The sequence below is a fragment of the Candidatus Tokpelaia sp. genome (assembly GCF_008636115.1).
Lineage (GTDB): Bacteria > Pseudomonadota > Alphaproteobacteria > Rhizobiales > Rhizobiaceae > QLZD01.
In genome coordinates this window covers 15558-35294 of sequence record NZ_QLZD01000031.1, presented here as the reverse complement: position 1 = coordinate 35294, position 19737 = coordinate 15558, and the positions used below count along the sequence as shown (strand labels likewise).

The following is a 19737-nucleotide window of genomic DNA, read 5'->3' as shown; positions in this document are numbered from 1 at the left end:
CCGCGCTCTGTATCAGCCGGTGCCGGGCTTGCTCTGTTTGGCGCCGGCTTTTCCCGTATACCATGCTCAGTCGCCGCGGCTGTGACAAAATAAATATCGGCCGCTATAATTAAGACTCAACCCGGTAACGCTTGACCTGTCTTGGCTAATCCGACTTTTTGGCCTTTGTTGCTGTTTGGCCTTTGCCGGCAGCGGCACTTGCCTTTTTTGTTTTGCCGGCTTTTGCCGCCGCATTTGCTGCTGTTTCGGCGCGTTGTGCCGGCCCGGCCGGTGCTGCTGCGCCCCTTTTCGGTTTCATGGCCGCCGTCCCTTCAACCTTCCCGCCGCCAGCTTTCCTTGCCGCCGCGCTCATTTGTTCAGCCGCTGCCGTTTTTACCTTTCTCAGTGCGGCCGCTCCTCTCACTCTGCCGGTATCGGCTTTGGCAGCCGGTTCGGCCTTTGCTGCTGTTTGAGCCTTTCCGCTACCGGCTTTCTCTGCCGCCCCAGCCGTTTTCGGCATATTATGTCCAAGGGTGAGGATAATTTCATGCTCACCTGCTGTCGTCAGCAGCACGCCTTCTGCCGGGTTTACCGCATTGCCGTCAACGGTCAGACGCGTTTCTTTTGCTTTTTGCTGTATGATGGTAATGCGGTAAAGCGTCTGCTCAAACCGCCATTGCAGGCGCACAATATCCCAGCTTTCCGGCAGGCAGGGAGCCAGAAACAGCCTGTCGCCCTGTTTTTTTAGCCCCAATATAGCCTCAGTCGCCGCGCGGTAAAACCAGCCGGCCGAGCCGGTATACCATGTCCACCCGCCCTGGCCGCGATAGGGCGGAGTAGAATAAATATCCGCCGCCATGACATAAGGCTCGACCCGATATAATTCTGCCTGAGCGCCGTGGTGAATGGGATTTACCGCAGAGAGCAGCTCATAGGCTTTTTCTGCCTCTCCCATTTGCGCGGCAGCGATAATGCTCCACAAAGCGCCATGCGTATATTGGCCGCCATTTTCGCGAATCCCCGGCGGGTAGGCTTTAATATAACCGGGATTATGCGCCGTTTTGTCAAAAGGCGGCCAGAACAGGCGCAACAACTGCGCTTCTTTATCATAAAGCTGTGCCAGCGCGGCCTGCATTGCCTGTTTTTGCCGCGCCGGTGGTGCCATATCAGCAATGACCGCCCAGGATTGCGCAATTATATCTATTTGGCATTCATCATTTTTGGCCGAGCCAAGCGGCGTGCCGTCATCATAATAAGCGCGGCGATACCAGCCGCCGTCCCAGCCTGCTTTTTCCAGCGCCGGTGCCAGGCCGGCCAAATGGGCAGCCCAGGCGGACGCCCGCTCTTTATCGCCGCGCGCCTGAGCCAGCGGGATAAAATCACGCAAGGTCTTGCCCAAAAACCAGCCAAGCCAGACACTCTCTCCCCGCCCTTGCACGCCGACATGATTCATGCCGTCATTCCAGTCACCGCCCAGCATAAGCGGCAGGCCGTTTTTGCCGGTGCGCTGTATGGCCAGATCAAGCGCCAGGCAGCAATGGCGGTAAAGACTGGCTTTTTGGGTGGAAATAGCAGGCTGGAAATATATATCCAACTGGCCTTCGGGCAGAGCCTCTCCCTCAATAAAGGGAACTTCTTCATCAAGCACGGCGCTATCTCCTGTCACAGCCGTGTAAAGAGCCGCAGCATAAGCCAGCCAGACAATATCATCGGCAATCAGGCCGCGCACCCCGGCGCCGCTTTCCGGCAGCCACCAATGCTGCAAATCGCCTTCAGGGAACTGGCGCGCCGCCGCTGCCAGAATTTGCGCCCGCGCCTGTTGCGGCTTAAGCAATAACAAGGCCAGTGTATCTTGCAGCTGATCGCGCAGGCCGAAAGCGCCGCTGGCCTGATAAAAACCTGCCCGCGCTTTGATCCGGCAGGCATAAGTCTGATAAGGCAGCCAGTGATTGACCATCAGATTAAAGCTGTTATCCGGCGTTTCCACCTGCAGGCCGCCGGTGAAATCACGCCAATAGCGCTTTTGCGCCGCCAGCACAGTATCAAAATCTGCCAGACGGGCATAATCCAGCAATTTATACGCTTTATCCAGATTTTCGGCACTGCCGAGGCAAAAAACAATTTCTCCGGTTTCGCCCGGCGGCAGGGTAATATCATAGGCCATGGCAGCGCAGGCATCGCCGCCTGCCGCTACTTTGCCGGATAAAGGCGCGCCGTCACGTATAGCCTGCGGGTGTTTGACCGTGCCGGTGGCGCCGATAAATTCTACCCTGTCGGCACTTATACTATCCGGCGTCCGGCCGGCCGCGGCAAAGCTGACAAAAGCCGGCCGATCAAGGCTGTAAGGGTTGGAAACCAGCATGGCCGCGCGTTTTTTATCATAAGAGGGGACAAGAAAGGGTGCCGTTTTGCCGCGATTTTGCCCCAGCACCCATTCTACATAATTATAAAGCCGCAGAGAACGGCTGCCGGTGCCATTATTGGTGAGCCGCAAGCGTGACAGCCGCAAAGGCTGTTCTCTATCTACTGTGTGGGTAAGCTCCAGCGCCAGGCTGTCATGCGTGGAAGAAAAGGTGGAATAGCCGAAACCATGGCAGGTTTCATAAATTACATCTTCCGCGCATTCTACCGCCGAGACAGGTGAGAAGCGTTTTTTGCTTGCCAGATCAACAAGATAAAGTGCCTCACCCGGGCGGTTGCTCACCGGATCATTGCTCCAGGGCGTTAGCTGGTAATCGCGGCTGTTGCCGGCCCAGGTAAAAGGCGCGCCGCCGGCCGAGACATACATGCCGAATTGCTCATTGGCGATAATATTTATCCATGGCTGCGGCGTGCTTTGCCGGCCTTTGCGGCGAATACTATAAGAACCGTCTGCTTTAAATCCGCCAAAACCGTTCCAATAGAGCAAATCTTCATGATTATGCTGCCCGCCGGCCGCAAGATCAGGCGCCGGCGCTGCCTCGCGCCGCCGGCGATCGCGGGCAATAAGGCCAAGGGAGGCAGCATGCGGTCTGTCATTTTCCGGCATATTATGGTGGCTGAGCGGCTCCAGATGCGCCAGTTGCTCTGTCAGTGAGCCATTGCCGGCATGCAGCACAATATGCGCCGCTCCCAGCAGCGTATTATAGCTCTGTTCGCTCATTTGATCCTTGCGCAGAGGAAAAATATGCTCTTTGCCATTATTGTCGCGGGCGCGGTTGCGATAGGCTTCTGCCAGCCATTCGACATTGCGCTGCGTATCCTGCGCATAAGAAAAATCCTGTTCATTCAGTAGCACCAGGTCAACGGCCAGGCCGCATTCGCGCCAATATTCATGCGCGCGCAATATTTCCTTTACTACCGGCAAATCGGTATTATTGGCCAGACGCAGCACGCATAAAGGCAGATCACCCGAAATGGACATTGGCCATAAATCCGCCTGCTGCCCCAGTTTTTGCGCAATTATTTTCGGCGCCTGCCACTGTTTTTCCGGGAAAAGCAGATAAGTGGCATAATGCTGGTAATCATTTATATCCTGCGGGGAGAGGCCGATACGGTGGCGAATAATTTGCGAATGCGTCCACACAGCGCTGAATTCGTGCTCAAACGCATCGGCCCGGCGGCACTGGCTGATTGTTTTTTCCAGTTTTTTGCGCTCTGCCGCCGCCATAGTCCAAAAAACCAGCTCAGCCTTTTTATGCGCGGGGATTTTAACCCGGCAGCAAATAGAAAAAACCGGGTCAAGCACAAAACCGTCACGCCCTTGCGCCCTATTGCCATCGCGCCCGTTTTTATCATCGGCAATATTTTTGTCAAAAAATGCCGGCCGCCGGAGCGAGCGGCCGCGGCCGATAAAAGCGCGCCTGTCTGTCTCAGCCCGGGCAAACAGAATCTCACCCTCGACCCCGGTTACAAAATGGGCGGCCTCTATAGCAGGCTCCTCAGTGCTGCGCCGGCGGCGGCGGGCAAAAACAGTCATGCCTTTATCGGCAATTTCCGTCTCGACAAACAAATGCGAGAAAACCGGGTGAGCAATATCGGCCATTGGTTCAGCCAGCGCCAGCTCGCTATAGGAAATAATTTCAATAATGCGGTCGCGATGGGTGCGGTTGAATAATTTGATCCGGCGGCTCTCCCCCTCGCTGCCGGCCGTGGCCAAACATTCCACTGCCGAGTGAATACCGTCAATATGTTTGTAAAACTCGGCTTTTTCAGCGGTGAAAACGGTTTTTGCCTCTTCCCCCGTCAGGCGGGTAGGCTCGGCTGTGGCCGACCACCAGCGCCCGGTTTCAATATCGCGCAGAAACAGAAAACTGCCCTGCTGATCTTCCGCCGCATCGGTCTGATAGCGGGTAACAGCCATGCCGTTCCAGGTGCTGTAGCCGCTGCCCCTGGCTGTGATCATAAGATTATAAGCGCCGCCGGAAAGCAACTGGGTTGCCCGCGCTGCTGTGATTGGCTGTTCAATAATGCGAATGGAATTTTGCTCCACCCTGTCCGTATCGGAGCGCAGCGGGTTAAAGGCCTTGGCGTTCATTACGGGGATTTCGCGCGGCGCCTTTTCTTGTAGCAGCAGCGCCACAGCCTCTATTGCCGGGTCGCTATGAAAGCGCCGGCGCATAATATTATTGGCCGCACTATTGGCGATGGCGGCAATAGACATGCCGTGATGATGAGCATAATAATTGCGCACAAGGGCATAAGCCTGCCCCTGCGGCACGCGGGAAGGGGTGAAATCTACCGAATCATAATAGCCATAACGCCCCAGCGCCCCCAGTTTGCGTAATTTTTTTAAATTGGCTACAGCGGCACGCGGCGCATATTGAGCCGCCAGTTGAGCGGCATAAGGCGCAATAACGCGATTGCGGGAAAGCCCGCGCGCCAGCCCCAGCGAAGGCACGCCAAAAGCCGAATATTGATAATTCATTTGCGGATCACGCGCATTAAAGGCCGCTTCGGAAATCCCCCAGGGCAGGCCCAGCTCAGCGCCATATTCCCGCTGGCGGCGCACCACCAGCCCTGCCGTCTGGTCAAGCAGCGAGCCGCGCGGCTCTGCCATGACAAGCGGCGGCATTAAATATTCAAACATTGAGCCGGACCAGGAAAGCAGCGCCCCTTTCCAGCCGACAGGCACCGGGACGCGCCCCAGCCGCGCCCAATGCTCATATTTTATATCGCCTTTGGCAATGGCAAACAGCACGGCCAGCCGCGCTTCGGAAGCCAGCAAATCATAGCAGCTATCGTCAATCTCATTTTCGCGCACACGATAGCCGATAGATAAAAGCCGCCTGTCTTTATGCTCGAGAAAGCTGAATTGCATGGCAAAAGCCATCTGCCTTGCTTGAAGAGCCAATTCAGCCATTTGGCGCAGCAAAGCCGGCGGGCTGTCTGCCGGCGCGGCAGCAGTTGGCGGCGCTTTTGCCATTTGTGCCGCCTGCTGAAAATCGCAGGCATGGGCGCGGCAGACTGCCTCCAGATTAAGGGCTGCCTTATGCGCCGCCAGGCCGGTTTTGCTGCTGCCTTTATTGCTGAAAGTCTCAAGCCGGGCAGCGATAAGGGCTGCCGCCTCGGCCTGTCCGGTCAGTTCTGCCTGCTGTTTTTCATAATCGTCTGTTCCACCCTTTGCCGCTGCCGCAATTATCTGCCGGCGCAGAGCTGCCAGATTTTGCCGCGCCGCTTTAAGCGCCGGCGCTTCAGGATTTTCAGCGCCGAGAGCTTCCAGCTCATCTGCCAGAATATCGGCATTATCAATAATGCCGTGCATATTGCCGATAAAAGCTGCTGTGTTTTGTGCCGCCCATTGCTTGAGAGCTGCCGCCAAAGCCAGTAAATGCCCGGCAAGATTGCCGGAATCGACAGTAGAAATATAAAGCGGCTCTGAAGGTTCCAGCGTATCTGTTTCATACCAGTTATAAATATGGCCGTGAAATTTTTCCAGCCTGTCCAGTGTTGTCAGCGTGGCTGCGATTCTGTTGATTGTTTCCTGCAGATTTATCCAGCCGAAATCGCGCGCCGCAACGGTAGAAAGCAGATAAAGGCCGATATTGGTGGGCGATGTCCGGCGCGCCAGCACCGGCACCGGATCTTCCTGAAAATTATCCGGCGGCAAATAATGATTATCGGCGGTGACAAATTCTTCATAAAAAGCCCAGTTGCGCCGGGCAATGCCGCGCAAGGCGGCGGCATCGGCCGATTTCAGCTTCAGCCTGTCGCGTTTAGTGGCAGGGCGGCTTAAAAACCAGGCAATAAACGGCGAAAACAGCCATAAAAGCATAATTGGCAGGCCGGCATAAAAACCGCTGCCTTTGATCTGCCAGCTTGCCAGAAGCACAAAAACGGCAAGGATAATGGCGGGAAACATCATGCGCAAATAGGCGGATAAATATCGGCGTTTCGGCAGATTTTTGGTCACATCTGAGCTTTGCCATTCCAGCAAATGCTTGTGCGAGACAGTCATGCGGTAAATTGTGCGGATAATGGCGTCTAATGTATACCAGGTGCTATAGGCGAGGAAACTGACCGAGAGCACTATATGGGCAAACAGGCTGCCCGCCTGCAACAGCACGGCTCTTATATGCCCGCGCAGCATATAATCGCGGTCAAAGGCAAAAAATTTGCGGACAAGCCCCATAAGCGGGGCAATATAAAGGCCGAGCAGCAGAATAATTTGCCACAACAGCGCTTGTTTGACAGGCAAAAAACACCAAAGGCCGAAAAGGGCCGCCAGAATTGCAGGCGGCATCAGGCTGCGGCGCAGATTATCCAGCATTTTCCACCGGGTAATGCCGCTGACGCAGCTTTTGCCGAAAATATAGGGCAAAAGCTGCCAGTCACCGCGTATCCAGCGGTGGCGGCGCGCCGTATCAACATAATAGGAAACGGGGTAATCTTCCACCACTTCCATATCGCCGGTAAAAGCGGTGCGGGCATAGCCGCCTTCCAGCAAATCATGGCTCAAAACCGTGTTTTCCCTGATACGGCCGTGCATCGCGGCCTCAAAAGCATCAATATCGTAAAGACCTTTGCCGGTATATGTGCCTTCTGCCACTATATCCTGATAAACATTGGAAACCGCAAAAACATAAGGATCAAGCCCGCGCTCGCCGGAAAGTAATTGTTGCAGCCTTGAGGCATGGTCTCCCTCGGCAAGCGAGGGGGTGACCCGCGGCTGCAACAGGCCGTAACCTTCAGTCACTATCCGGGTTTTGGGATCCAGCCTGGGTCGGTTTAACGGGTGGCTGAGCTTGCCGACAAATTTTGCCACACTGCCGGGAGTGAGTTTTGTGTCGGAATCCAGCGTCATAATATAGCGAATATTGGCCGGAAGCGGGCTGTCAGGCGGCAAAAAGCTGGTATTGCCGGCGCCGCGCAGCAGGCGGTTAAGCTCGTGCAATTTGCCGCGCTTGCGCTCCCAGCCCATAAAGCAGTCTTCCTGCGGGTTAAACAGGCGGCGGCGGTGCAGGAAATGAAAAAGCGGCACTTTGTGCTCTGCTGCCGCTTTGCCCGTGCCGGCTTTGGTTTTATCTCTCTCTGCCGCAGGGTAGCGCCGGTTTAAAGCGACAATTTGTGCCCGCGCATAGGCCAAAAGCTCTAAATCTTCCGCTGTCTGGGCTGTTTTCGCATCTTTCCAGTCGCTTATCAGAGCAAAATATATTGCTCCTTGCGGATTGCTTAAATAATGAACTTCCAGATTGCGGATTTGCTCATCAATATTGTGCCGGGAACTGATGAGAATCGGCACGGCAACCAATGTGCCCGCATGTTTGGGTATGCCGTCATTATAGGCATAGCCGACCAAAAGCCGGGGCGGCACATACCAGGACATTATTGTGTTAAATATGGCAAAGGCAATATCCATGGCGGGCAAGACCGCCATCGCTGCGCCGACAAGCGCCTTTGCCGGCGACAGGCCGGCATAAAGACAAAGGGCATAAACAAGGAGGACAAGAACAAACGCCGATATTGACACGGGCAGGGCAATGCTGCCGATTTTCAGCCGGGCGGCAATACAGGCCAGACAGTCTGCCGGTCGCGGGCGGTAATGGCAGGCTTTTTCCAGTTCCGGCCGCTTTTTGCCGAGAAGATAATCTGCCACGGCAGATTTTGGTGCCCCGGCCGCGGCGGCCGCAGCTTTGCCGGTTTTTGCCTGTTTGCTGCCCTGGCCTGGCTCGTGCGCCGCTGCTTCTGCCAGTTTTACCGCCTGCTCTGCCACTTCTGTTTCACTTAAGGGAGAGGCTTTGGCAATGCGCTCCACCGCGCTGCGATAAATATTACGTGAAGGGGCGTCCAAAGCTGAAAAATCGCTATGATCACGCAAGACAAAATCTACGGCGCAGACAGATTCAAACCATATCGGCCAGTCAATATCGTCAATAGATTTGAAGGCGCGGATAATATTGCCCATCGTCACGCCATTGGCGGCCTGACGATTTTGCTCTGCCTCCAGGCGATAACGCCCCGGATTACCGGCCGCCGCATGGTCGTGAATATCGGCGGGCGCCGTTTCCGCCAGTTTGTATTGCAGCCATTTTATGGCGGCGGTCGTATCGACAGGGGTGTTTTCCAGACGGGAGAGCAACTGACCAGAAAAGCCGGCATCGCCGACATAAGAGCCATATTCCGCCAGCAGGCTTGCCGCATTGCTCGAACCCTGTTTGCGGGTAAGGGCAATTTTATCCGCTGCTTTATTGGCGACAAGCCGCATTTTGGCATTATGTTCAATAGCAGCGGCAATACGGCGGGCATTTTCCACCAGCACAAAGCGCAAGGCTGCCGGCAAAATCCATAATTCGCCAATAGTCAGCGGTGCCACTGTTTGATAAGCACGGACAACAGTGCCAAGGCTGGAAATAGAAAAATTACTGTCTGTATAAGCAATATAAAACCAGGCCAGAGCAAAAATACGCGGCAAAGCGACGGGCTTTGGGCTGGGCGGCAGCAGGCGGAGCAGCTTGCGCGGGCAGGCAAGCCTGACCTGTTTTATTGCTTTGTCTATGGTATAATAATTGTCAATCAGCCATTGCGTGGCGGGGGTAAGCGTTTCATGCCGCCGCGCCGCCGCGTCAGAGGCCTGAAAAGCATGCAAAATTACCTGCGCATTATCATTCAGACGCGGAACAAGCGGGAATGGCGTGAAGCCGGGCAGGGCGGCACCCTGTCCGGCAGCAAATTTTTTTGCCATGGCGGCCAGCGCTTCGTCAGAATAATAATCGGCGCGTACAGGTTTATCAATATAAGGAGCGAGAGATCTGTTATGAGCCGAAAGCCGGCTGGCCCAAAATGCAATGCGCCTCATATCTCAATTCTCCGAACAGGCTGTTGATTATGCGCTGTTTTAATGCCGGGAATCACGCGCTTATTGCTGTCGCAATGCCCAAATGCAAGCGGCATATTTACGCATTTTGCGATAGAATGCAATGCTGTCCTGCCTGTGCCGCCCGGCTATTCAACAAAGGCTGCCACATTATGCAAGGCCGGGCGGCAGGCCGCGGCCTGCCTGAAATTGCCGGCGCCGCCGCCCTATCGCTGCCAGAAAGCCGGCAAAAACAGCACAAATACGGTGATAATTTCCAGCCTTCCGGACAGCATTAAAAAACTGAGAATCCACAGCGCATTATCGTGCAGGCCGGCATAATTGCCGCCGGGGCCGATAAGGCTGCCGGAACCCTGGCCAATATTGGATAAAGCGCTGACAGCGCCGCTAAAGGCCGAGACAAAATCCAGCCCCATAGCCAGCAACAGGGCGCTGCCGCCAATAATGGAGGTAATATAAAGACAGACAAACAGCAAAATATTTTGCGCTGGTTCCACGCCGATTTCAGTTTCGCCATAATGCACTTTAATAATGCGGTGCGGCGAGATGAGCGCCGTTAATTTGCCAATGGTCAAATGCCATAAAATAATGAGGCGGCTTACCTTTACCCCGCCGGAAGTAGAACCGGAACAGCCGCCGATAAAACAGGCGAGAAAAAATATGCCGAAAGCAAAAGGCCCCCATAGCGAATAATCCTCTGTTGTATAGCCGGTAGTTGTCAAAACAGAAACAAAGTGGAAAAAAGCGTTAAGCAGCGCTTTGGGCAAGGGCAGGCCTCTGGCAAAATGCAACCAGAATGTCAGGGTCAGCCCGACAGCGGCAATCAGGATTAGAAACACTTTGACCTGCGGGTCGAGCAGCCGGCGGCGCTGGCGCGGCAAAGCCGCCTTGATATAAAAAATAAAGGGCAGGGAAGACAGCAGCATAAACACAATGGCAGTCAGCAAAATAAGCGGGCGCCGGGCATAAAAGCCGAGCGAATTGTCATGCGTGGAGAAGCCTGCTGTGGAAACTGTGGTCATGGCATGGTTGAGTGCGTCAAAAAGCGACATGCCGGCGGCAAAATAGCATAAAATGCAAACCAGAGTGAGCGCCAGATAAGACAGCAAAATAGCATTGCCGATCTGGTGAATACGCGGCAAAACCTTTTCCGGTATAGTAGAGGATTCGGCATAAAACAATTTGACCCCGCCCACGCGCAGCGATGGCAGCAGCAGCAGCGCCACGGCAATAAACCCAACCCCGCCAATCCAGGCCAGGAGTGAGCGCCACAGCAATATGCCGCGCGGCAATTTGTCCAGCCCGGTTAACATGGTAGCGCCTGATGTGGTAACCCCTGAGACAGATTCAAAGGCAGCCTGGGCAAAGCTTATCGGCAAGCGCGAAAAATACAGCGGCAGCGAGCCGAGCAGGCAGGCGGTTATCCACAGGCTGACTGTCAGTAAAAAGCCCACCCGGGCCGTATAAGGCGCGCTGGCGCCCCTTGTGGCAACAAGAACAAGGCTGGCCAGAATAAAAACAGTCAGTGCCGAATGGACAAAAACCAGCCAGTCACCGCTGCCGGTGCGCAAATCAGACAAAACCGGCAGCAGCATGGCCACCGCCATAACAAGGCCGAATTTGGCGCAAACATTGGCAACAAAACGAAAAATAGCTGAAATCTCCTGTAAAATTCACCCCGGGTGCAATATTTATGCAGAGCATCTGATTACGCAGTTTGCGGCTTTCTGGCCTTTGGCAAACCTCGTGCCCTTAAATAGGGCGGCTGTCTTGTTTTTTAAATTATCACTGGTTAAATAAGGCGGTGACTGCTGTTATAACAAACCGCTTTTACGCGGGCAACAGCCGAGCAGGAAGATTTATTATGACACATTATCATAGCTCTGTTTTGATTATCGGCTCCGGCCCGGCCGGCTGGACGGCCGCTATTTATGCGGCGCGCGCCATGCTCAAACCCGTTCTGATAACCGGCCTTTCGCCGGGCGGGCAGCTCACTATCACTACGGATATAGAAAATTATCCCGGTTTTGCCGAGCCTGTCGGCGGCCCCTGGCTTATGGAGCAAATGGCAGAGCAGGCGGCAAAAGCCGGGACAAAAATTATCTATGATGTGATTGTCAAGGCCGATTTGGCGGCTCAGGCCGGCGGAACGGGTTTGACTGAAGGTGCCCCGCAAACAGCAGCAGGTGGGGCAAGCCTGGACAGGCCGGCCGGAGCTGCCGCCGCAGAAGAAGCGCCGTCAGGCGGTGCGCCGGCGGCGCCCTTCCGGCTCTATGGCGATTCCGGCGATATTTATACGGGTGACAGCCTGATTATCGCCACGGGGGCGCAAGCGCGCTGGCTGGGCCTGCCCAGTGAGCAGAAATTTATGGGCGGCGGTGTTTCTGCCTGTGCCACGTGTGACGGCTTTTTTTTCCGCGGGCGTGATGTCGCAGTGGTAGGCGGCGGCAATAGCGCCGTGGAAGATGCGCTTTATCTTGCCCATATTGCCAAAACTGTTACTCTCATTCACCGCCGCGATTCCCTGCGGGCGGAAAAAATTATGCAGAAGCGCTTATTTGCCTGTGACAATGTTCGCTTTGTGTGGGACACAGAGATAGAAGAGATTTTGGGTGAGGAGCGTGCGGATAATGCGGCGGTAAATGCTGTGATGACTGGCCTGCGTGTCAAAAATGTCAAAACCGGCCTGACAAGCGAAATCGCGGTGGACGGAGTGTTTATTGCCATTGGCCACGCGCCGGCAACGGCTTTATTTGCCGGCCAGTTGCGGCAAAAACCCGGCGGCTATTTGTGGACAGAGCCGGGTTCCACCGCCAGTTCAGTGGCCGGTGTGTTTGCTGCCGGCGATGTTGCCGATGATGTTTTCCGCCAGGCGGTAACGGCAGCCGGCAGCGGCTGTATGGCGGCGCTGGAAGCTGAGCGCTTTTTAATAAAGCGCGGGCTATAAGCGTGACCGCCATACAGAAATAGATAAGCAGCCTTTGGCTGCGATGGCGGCGCTGGAAGCTGAGCGCTTTTTAATAAAGCGCGGAGAATTATGAGGCGGCTTGCGGCCGACAGCATGACCGCCATACAGAAACAAGGAGGCGGCCATGGGCTTGAGCCGTTCTAGCGGCGCTGCCCCTGTTGTTTTGCCGCTATATTGCATGAAATTGCAACTTTTTGCTGTTTGCGCTATTTATATAGGGCTGATAATCGGCGGAAAAGCGAGATGCGGTAATGAGCGCAAAGCTTGATTTGTCTCCTTTAAAAAATTCCCTTGCCCGTTTGCGCGAGGCCTTGGAGTTTTGTAATTCCGACAGGGCAAAAGGTGATCCGCGTTTTGCCCGATTTTTGCAGGGCGGCGCTATCCAGGCTTTTGAATATAGTTATGGCTTAAGCATTAAATTTTTGCAGCGCTATTTGCAGCAGCATGAGGCTGATCCGGGGGAAGTTGACCGTTTAAGCTTTAATGATCTGGTGCGCCGCGGCTATGAGACCGGGCTGCTGGCGGCCGAGCTTGTTGTGTGGAAGCAGTTTCGCCATAATCGCAATCTCAGCAGCCATGCTTATGATGAAAATAAAGCGCGCGAAGTGTATAAGGGCATTCCGGCTTTTCTGACTCAGGCAGAATTGTTTTATGCGGAAGTGGAAAAGAGACAAAATGCCGAAAAAGAGTCCTGAAGCAGCGGTTGCGCGTGACCGGCGCCTGGCTGTCCGGCCGGAGCACAGGCTGATTATTTGCGCTGTTTTGCGCGCTGTTTTGCCGGAAGAAGCGGCCGTATATGTTTTTGGATCCCGCGCCGGCGGCACTTTGAAAAAGGCGGCGGATCTGGATTTGGCCATTGATGCGGGGCGGAAACTCACATTGCAGGAAGAGATAGCCTTAAGCGAAAAATTTGAAGATTCCGACCTGCCTTATAAAGTGGATATTGTCGATTTGTGCGCTGTTTCTGCCGCTTTTGCCAAAATAATCAGAACTCACAATATCCTGCTGCGCTAGAATTGCCTTGCTCTGCCTTGCGCCCGGCTAGCCGGGAAAGGCGGCGGCGCAGCGCCGGGGTGAGAGCAAAAGCCTGTTATTCCTGCCGCGGTGGAAAACCGGCAGATGAGGGTTATGGCGCTCTTCTCTGCCTGCGGCCTGCCCGGCTTTTAATAATAGGGGCAAGGCCCGTAAAAGGCACTTTATCCGGGTGCCGCCGGGGCAAAAGCTCCGGCCTCAGTGTTGCATTTTTACACGCTATAAATAATATTATGAATTTTACCCGTAATAATACTTATAGCAGTTGACGGCGGCAGCAGTTTAGGCTAGTGGAAGGGCAGGCAGGGGGCTGGTTACGGCATAATGCTGTAGAGAGCCCTTTCAACGAAATCTTATGGAGGTTAATTTGAAAAGACTCTTAATTACACTTTTTGCAACAGCAAGTTTTGCCGCCGGCGTTTCTGCCGCTTCGGCTGTAACGACAAATGAAACAAGCACAGGTCAGTTGACTGTCCTGGCGACCTTGAAGGAAGGTTGCACCATCAATTTCAAAGGTCAAGATGTTGTTAACTTTGGCGTTATTTCCGCTTTGAGTCAGGATATAACCCTGCCGGAGAGAAGTTTTACTCTCGGTTGCTCCAAACTTGCCGGGCAGACCAATACATATACGGCCTCATCTGTGGAGCTGAATGCGGGCAGCGGAACAGGCAGCACGGTTGCCGATCGCCGGCTTAGCCTTGGTTCTTCCAGTAACACGCTTCAGTTCCAGGTGTTTCAGGGGACACAGGGAGAGACTGTCTGGGGTGACGGCAGCTCTACGGCCACACCGCGTTACAACACTCCGATAGCAAATGGTGAGTCCAATGAGTTTTATTACCGTGTGCGCTTGCTCGCACGGTCTGATATGTCAACTTTGGAGCCCGGTGAATACAAAAGCACTATGATTGCCACAGTCAATTATACTGCTGACGATGGCGTTGCCAACTAATTGGTGTGATATGATTGCGCTCTCTCTTTGAGAAGGTGCCGTTGTATAATTTGCTGATGGCAGGTTGAGAGCCGCCCCTTTAATCGAGGGGCGGTTTTTTATTGCAGTGCTGCTGCCGGCTGAGGGAAATCTGCCGCGTTTATTATGCTCCTTCCGGCGCAATTTTTCAGGAATTGGCTGCGATTTCGCTTATGCGCCGCATTGCGGCACTATATTTCGCGCTGGTTCCGTCATAGTAGTCCTCTGCTGTTTTTTCGTCAGCACGCGCTATAGCATTTGACACAGCTTCATTAGGCGGGTCTGCATAGGCGTCCAAAATGCTTGTGTCAAGTAGCGGGTGGTTCGGCGCAATGGCATGTACGGCAGCCGTAACCTGCTGGAATCGCACAGGATCGAGCCGCATTGTCGACACGGAAATCATTTTCAGGGCGTTTTTCGTCCATTGCCAAATCTCCCTTTTTGCAGCTTTGTTACAATTACGGGGGAGTTTTACGCTTTATCTGACTGTTGATTAAGAGGACAGAATGCTTTACCAAAGATTGACGCTGTTGCCGGGCAAAACTTATGGTGACAGAGGCCGGCGGAACGCTCTTTCATCTCTTATCCCGGCCGCTGCTCCGGCATTGTGGCAGCAACGGCAAGGTTGCGGAATCAAAACGCCTGAAAGTGGTAAATTTCTTTTGCCGCGCGGCCGGAGAGCAGGGCAGAAAACCGCCAATATGCAGCGGCAAGGCGGCGCAAAAAGACAAGGCCGGAGCCGCCGCGCTTTTATAGCTGAAATAATATTTTTTTATAATTCTGTTTTCGCTTGATTATTGTGACAAGATTCAATAAGTTTCGCAATATATGGTGTTTCGGGCGTAAGGACGGGGATTTTGTTGATGAAAATCAGAGTGACGGCGCTTTGCTTGTGTGCTTTTGCTTTTATCGGCCTGAGCACGGGGGCCGGCGCGGCAGATGGTGCCACTACGGCAGAGTTAGATATTCAGCTTACCGTTAAACAAGGCTGTGATCTGAGTTTTGATAATAGCCAAAATATTTTTTCTTTCGCTCCCGTCTCGTTTTTGAGTCAGGTGCAGGAGCTGCAAGGTTCTTTCAGCATAGTCTGCAATGCAGCTCTCTTTAGCGGCAAAGCTATTACTGTCAAGCTGAATAGCGGCAGCGTTAATTCGGCCGACACGCCGATGAATCGCGCTTTATATAAAGACGGCGATTTGCAGCACCGTTTGCTGTTTCAGGTTTATAAGGAGACCAGTGCTGCCGGTAATGTCTGGGGCGATAATTCAGACGGTGCCACGCCCTATACGGTTTCTCTTGATTCGACCGGGGCGGCGCAAAACAAGCCTTTCATCATTCAGTTGCTCCAGCAAAAACTTGACGAGTTTTCGCCAGGGACATATTCCAATACTTTAACTGTTACGGTCGATTATGGCGATATTACCGGCAGCGAATAATCTTCCGGCTCTATTGCTTTGTTGCTGCCGGGGAGAGTTTCGGCGCCAGGCGGTGTTTTACGCCGGCTTATAGCTGCGCGTTGCGGCCTGAGCTTTAAAGGTAAGCAATATGCGGTTCCGGCAATAGGCAGAGACAATCGGAATAGCAGTTATTATCCGGTAAAAATATTAGAAGAATGGGGCATGCGGGAATAAGTGGGGAAATATGAAAAACTGTCAAGATAATCAATAAATTATAGAAAATTTGAGAGACAAAAATCAGGCGGCGATATTTTTCTCATGCCGCCTTTGCTGCTCTCTGTGGTGCCCGCCTTGCCTGCCCGGCGGCCGGCGCCGGTTGCGGCGGCGGGCGACAACTGAGGGCAAGTCGCAACCGCGTGACAGGGCTCAAGCAAAACCTGGATAGCATAACTAATCAGAAACCGAAGGGGCGCGCGGAGCGTGCAAACCGAAGGGGCGCGCGGGGCGTGCAAACAGCGCGCGGGTTGGCGGGCGGCGGGCGCAACGAAGAACAGGCGCGCGGGGCGTGCAAACAGCGCCCGGGTTGGACAGGCTAGCCTGTGGCTTTGGGTGCAACAAAGAACAGGCGCGCGGAGCGTGCAAACAGCGCCCGGGTTGGACAGGCTAGTCTGTGGCTTTGGGTGCAGCAAAGAACAGGCGCGCGGAGCGTGCAAACAGCGCCCGGGTTGGACAGGCTAGTCTGTGGCTTTGGGCGCAGCAAAGAACAGGCGCGCGGAGCGTGCAAACAGCGCCCGGGTTGGACAGGCTAGTCTGTGGCTTTGGGCGCAGCAAAGAACAGGCGCGCGTAAGCTGTGCAAACAGCGCCCGGGTTGGACAGGCTAGCCTGTGGCTTTGGGCGCAACAAAGAACAGGCGCGCGTAAACCGTGCAAAATGCAATCAAACCGCAACAAAATGCCTGAGACATCTTGGCTGGAAGGAAGTATAGCTAATCAGAAAAATGGGGCAGGCCCCTTGGCTGGTGATTATTTCTTCTCTGCCGCTTCCTGTAACAGCTCTTCATAGACGCGGTTAATAGCCTCTGCTTCGTGCTTCAGCGGAAAATGCGCGCGCACATGAGCCAGCCCTGCCTGCCCGGCGGCCAGCGCCATTTGCGGCGCGGCCAGATAAGGCTCTATCGCCTGTTCCAGTGCTTTTTCATCACCTGCCGGGACGATTGCCCCTGTGCCCGGCGCCACCAGCTCGGGATAAGCGCCGGCATTACTGGCGACTACTGCCGTTTGTGAGGCAAAAGCTTCCAGCGGGGTCAGGCCAAAACCTTCATTGCGGGAAGGGGCAACATAAAGGGTCAAGCTTTGATACCATGGGCGTATATCCGGCACTTCGCCCAGAAATATAATGCGCTCGCTTAAACCGGCCTGAGCAATTTTCTCTTTGAGCGCTTCGGCAAAAGCTTTATGCTCCGGCGTTATGCGCCCGCTTATCACTGCTGTCCATTGCGGGTAGCGCGGCAGCAGCGAAACCATGGCCTCAACAAATAAATCCGTGCCCTTCTGATAGCGGATACGGCCAAAGCAGCCAATTACATAATGCCCGGGCAGGCCGGCGGCGGCAAATTTGTCTGCCGCTGTGGCCGGCGGGGTAAAGGCCGATAAATCCACTCCGTGGCGTATAACCTGATACGGCACCCGCAAATAAGAGCCGGAGCGGGCGCTGGTGGCAATGACTTTATCCATTTTGCCGATAAGATATTTGGTAAAAGCTTTGTGATGCCGCTGCGCTGCCGAAGTAAAAATCAGGCGCAATTTCATGCGCAAAATATCACGCATAATGATACCGGCCAGCATTTCCACATTGCGGCGGGCATGCCAAAGACGGTAAGGCCAGCCTTGCGGTGCCTGCCACAGGCCAAAAACTGCGCCCCAGCCAAGCATAGGCACATTTTCCGGCAGGCTGCCTTTGGGGCCGAGCGCGGCAATACGCGCTCCCTGCGCTCTTTGCTGCGGCACTAATTGCGCAATAGTCGAGGTCACGCCGGAAAGCCGCTTTTTAAAATTCGGGGCAATAATATCCACTTCGCGGATAGACAGGCGCGCCATGCTTGCTTATTCTTTCACTCTAGATAAATTCCAGTTTCAAAATTTCATAAGCGCGCGCGCCGCCGGGAGCCTGCACCTCAATAGAATCTCCCTGTTCCTTATTGATAAGCGCGCGGGCAATAGGCGAAGAAATAGAAATTTTGCCGGCTTTGACATCAGCCTCCTGATCGCCGACAATCTGATATATGCGCTTTTCTTCTGTTTCTTCATCAATCAGGGTGACTGTCGCGCCGAATTTTATTTTGGCGCCAGTCAATTTGCCAATATCAATCACCTCGGCCCGTGCCAGATAATCTTCCAGCTCGTGGATACGGCCTTCATTCAGGCTTTGGCTTTCCTTGGCGGCATGATATTCGGCATTTTCAGAAAGATCGCCATGGGCGCGCGCTTCGGCAATGGCTTCAATAATACGCGGCCGCTCTGCTTTCTGCCGCCATTCCAGCTCCTCGCGCAATTTGTCAAAACCGTTTCTGGTCATTGGGACTTTTTCCATAATCACCTTCCTTTCAGACTAGTCTGTTCAGACGAATCTATTTCTTCATAAAAGCTAAGCTGCCTATATGGGCACCTGCTCACGGCCTCATCACGCCCCAAATCCTGCCGGCACATTATGCCCTCGCAGCCGGTTTGCTCCGGCCGATTGCTGCTATGGGCGCTGTTTAGCGCAAAGAGGCACAAAAGCGGATTATTCTGTTGCCGGCTTGAGCCAGCGCCTGTTCAGAAGCAGCATAAGAAATGCGGAAATTAGGCCCCAGGCCAAAAGCAGAGCCTTGCACCACAGCTACCGCCTCTTCTTCCAGCAGAGCCTGCACAAAATCCGTATCGGTTTTTATTATTTTCCCCGCTTTGGTTTTTTTGCCGATAAGCCCGGCGCAAGAGGGATAAACATAAAATGCCCCTTCCGGCACCGGGCAGGAAAGCCCTTCCGCCTGATTTAACAAATCAGTAATCATATTGCGCCGGTGTTGGAATATTGCCTTATTGCCGGCGATAAAATCCTGCGGGCCGCCCAGAGCCTCTACCGCCGCCCATTGGGCAATGGAACAGGCGCCGGAAGTTTGCTGCCCCTGGATTTTATCCATGGCCTTTATCAGCGGCAAAGGCCCGCCGGCATAGCCGATACGCCAGCCGGTCATGGCATAGGCTTTGGAGACACCGTTCACGGTCAATGTGCGCTCATAAAGCTCCGGCTCTAACTGCGCCGGGGTAAAAAATTTAAAATCGCCATAAGTGAGGTGCTCATATATATCATCGCTCAATATATGAACATTCCGGTGCCGGCGCAAAACATCGGTCAGGGCTTTTAATTCCGCTTTTGTATAGGCCGCGCCGGAAGGATTGGCCGGAGAATTGAAAATAAACCATTTGGTTTTTGGCTGAATGGCGGCCTCCAAAGCCTCCGGCCGTAATTTGAATTTGTCCTCAAACCGTGTTGCGACAAAAACCGGTTTGCCGCCCATCAGCGCCACCATTTCCGGATAACTGACCCAATAAGGCGTGGGAATAATAACTTCATCACCGGGATTCAAGGTCGCCATAAGGGCGTTAAACAAAATCTGCTTGCCGCCGGTGCCGACAATAATTTGCTCCGCCGCGTAATCAAGCCCGTTTTCGCGCTTGAATTTGGCAGCAACCGCCTGCCGCAGCGTATATATGCCGGCAATAGGGGGATATTTGGTTTTGCCCTGGCGCAAAGCATTGACGGCCGCCTGTTTGATATTGTCCGGCGTATCAAAATCCGGCTCCCCGGCGCTTAAGGAAATAACATCGCGGCCGGCTGCCTGTAGCTCACGCGCCTTTTGCGCCACGGCAATAGTGGCAGAAACCTGAATACGCGCAAGAGCATCGGCCAGAAATGCCATAATCTGTCTCCCAGAATACAAAACCGCCGGTTGCAGCCGGAGCACTATTTTCTCAGCTCTGTTTAAGCTGTTTACTGCTGCCCAACACCAAAACAGCGTGGCAGCAGCGTAAAATGCCCGCAACACTCAGCGAACACCCGCCC

The 19737-nt window shown here is 54.1% G+C and carries 11 protein-coding genes; 6 read left to right on the top strand and 5 right to left on the bottom strand.

From position 1 onward, the window contains the following. Positions 1–145: 145 nt before the first annotated feature. Both DPQ22_RS05110 and DPQ22_RS05105 read right to left on the bottom strand, forming a co-directional pair. Entirely contained in the window at positions 146–9253 is a 9108-nt protein-coding gene (locus DPQ22_RS05110; protein ID WP_150213805.1) for a GH36-type glycosyl hydrolase domain-containing protein, read from the bottom strand. 224 nt (positions 9254–9477) lie between these two features. Beyond that, positions 9478–10878 (bottom strand): TrkH family potassium uptake protein, encoded by a 1401-nt coding sequence (locus tag DPQ22_RS05105; RefSeq protein ID WP_150213803.1) that lies wholly within the window; start codon positions 10876–10878, stop codon positions 9478–9480. Between the two features lie 257 nt (positions 10879–11135). On the opposite strand from DPQ22_RS05105, the gene DPQ22_RS05100 reads away from it, so the two are divergent. From DPQ22_RS05100 to DPQ22_RS05080, 6 genes are all read left to right on the top strand, one after another. Continuing rightward, positions 11136–12218, top strand: a complete 1083-nt coding sequence (locus tag DPQ22_RS05100; protein WP_150213801.1) for an NAD(P)/FAD-dependent oxidoreductase — start codon at positions 11136–11138, stop codon at positions 12216–12218. A gap of 272 nt (positions 12219–12490) precedes the next feature. Beyond that, positions 12491–12934: an HI0074 family nucleotidyltransferase substrate-binding subunit gene (locus DPQ22_RS05095; protein WP_150213799.1), complete on the top strand. Its 444-nt coding sequence runs from the start codon at positions 12491–12493 to the stop codon at positions 12932–12934. After that, on the top strand, positions 12915–13253 hold the full coding sequence (locus DPQ22_RS05090; RefSeq protein ID WP_150213797.1) for a nucleotidyltransferase family protein: 339 nt from the start codon (positions 12915–12917) through the stop codon (positions 13251–13253). Before DPQ22_RS05095 ends, DPQ22_RS05090 begins: the two co-directional genes overlap by 20 nt. Positions 13254–13638: 385 nt before the next feature. Then, complete coding sequence (locus tag DPQ22_RS05085; protein WP_190323157.1) at positions 13639–14220, top strand: spore coat protein U domain-containing protein; 582 nt, start codon at positions 13639–13641, stop codon at positions 14218–14220. A 350-nt stretch (positions 14221–14570) separates the two neighbouring features. Beyond that, complete coding sequence (locus DPQ22_RS08890; protein ID WP_190323156.1) at positions 14571–14735, top strand: hypothetical protein; 165 nt, start codon at positions 14571–14573, stop codon at positions 14733–14735. Between the two features lie 366 nt (positions 14736–15101). Continuing rightward, on the top strand, positions 15102–15674 hold the full coding sequence (locus tag DPQ22_RS05080; RefSeq protein ID WP_150213793.1) for a spore coat protein U domain-containing protein: 573 nt from the start codon (positions 15102–15104) through the stop codon (positions 15672–15674). 984 nt (positions 15675–16658) lie between these two features. Here the strand turns inward: DPQ22_RS05080 and DPQ22_RS05075 are convergent. From DPQ22_RS05075 to DPQ22_RS05065, 3 genes are all read right to left on the bottom strand, one after another. Then, positions 16659–17732, bottom strand: coding sequence for a glycosyltransferase family 4 protein (locus DPQ22_RS05075; RefSeq protein WP_150213791.1), 1074 nt, complete (start codon positions 17730–17732; stop codon positions 16659–16661). Between the two features lie 19 nt (positions 17733–17751). Then, complete coding sequence (greA, locus tag DPQ22_RS05070) at positions 17752–18225, bottom strand: transcription elongation factor GreA (protein ID WP_150213789.1); 474 nt, start codon at positions 18223–18225, stop codon at positions 17752–17754. A gap of 166 nt (positions 18226–18391) precedes the next feature. Then, positions 18392–19594, bottom strand: coding sequence for a pyridoxal phosphate-dependent aminotransferase (locus DPQ22_RS05065; protein WP_150213787.1), 1203 nt, complete (start codon positions 19592–19594; stop codon positions 18392–18394). Positions 19595–19737 lie beyond the last annotated feature (143 nt).

Coding starts and splice junctions, on each gene's coding strand:
- DPQ22_RS05100 (WP_150213801.1), top strand. CDS start 11,136: ATGACACATTATCATAGCTCTGTTTTGATTATCGGCTCCGGCCCGGCC.
- DPQ22_RS05065 (WP_150213787.1), bottom strand. CDS start 19,594: ATGGCATTTCTGGCCGATGCTCTTGCGCGTATTCAGGTTTCTGCCACT.
- greA (WP_150213789.1), bottom strand. CDS start 18,225: ATGGAAAAAGTCCCAATGACCAGAAACGGTTTTGACAAATTGCGCGAG.
- DPQ22_RS05090 (WP_150213797.1), top strand. CDS start 12,915: ATGCCGAAAAAGAGTCCTGAAGCAGCGGTTGCGCGTGACCGGCGCCTG.
- DPQ22_RS05110 (WP_150213805.1), bottom strand. CDS start 9,253: ATGAGGCGCATTGCATTTTGGGCCAGCCGGCTTTCGGCTCATAACAGA.
- DPQ22_RS05075 (WP_150213791.1), bottom strand. CDS start 17,732: ATGGCGCGCCTGTCTATCCGCGAAGTGGATATTATTGCCCCGAATTTT.
- DPQ22_RS05105 (WP_150213803.1), bottom strand. CDS start 10,878: ATGGCGGTGGCCATGCTGCTGCCGGTTTTGTCTGATTTGCGCACCGGC.
- DPQ22_RS05080 (WP_150213793.1), top strand. CDS start 15,102: ATGAAAATCAGAGTGACGGCGCTTTGCTTGTGTGCTTTTGCTTTTATC.
- DPQ22_RS05095 (WP_150213799.1), top strand. CDS start 12,491: ATGAGCGCAAAGCTTGATTTGTCTCCTTTAAAAAATTCCCTTGCCCGT.
- DPQ22_RS08890 (WP_190323156.1), top strand. CDS start 14,571: ATGGCATGTACGGCAGCCGTAACCTGCTGGAATCGCACAGGATCGAGC.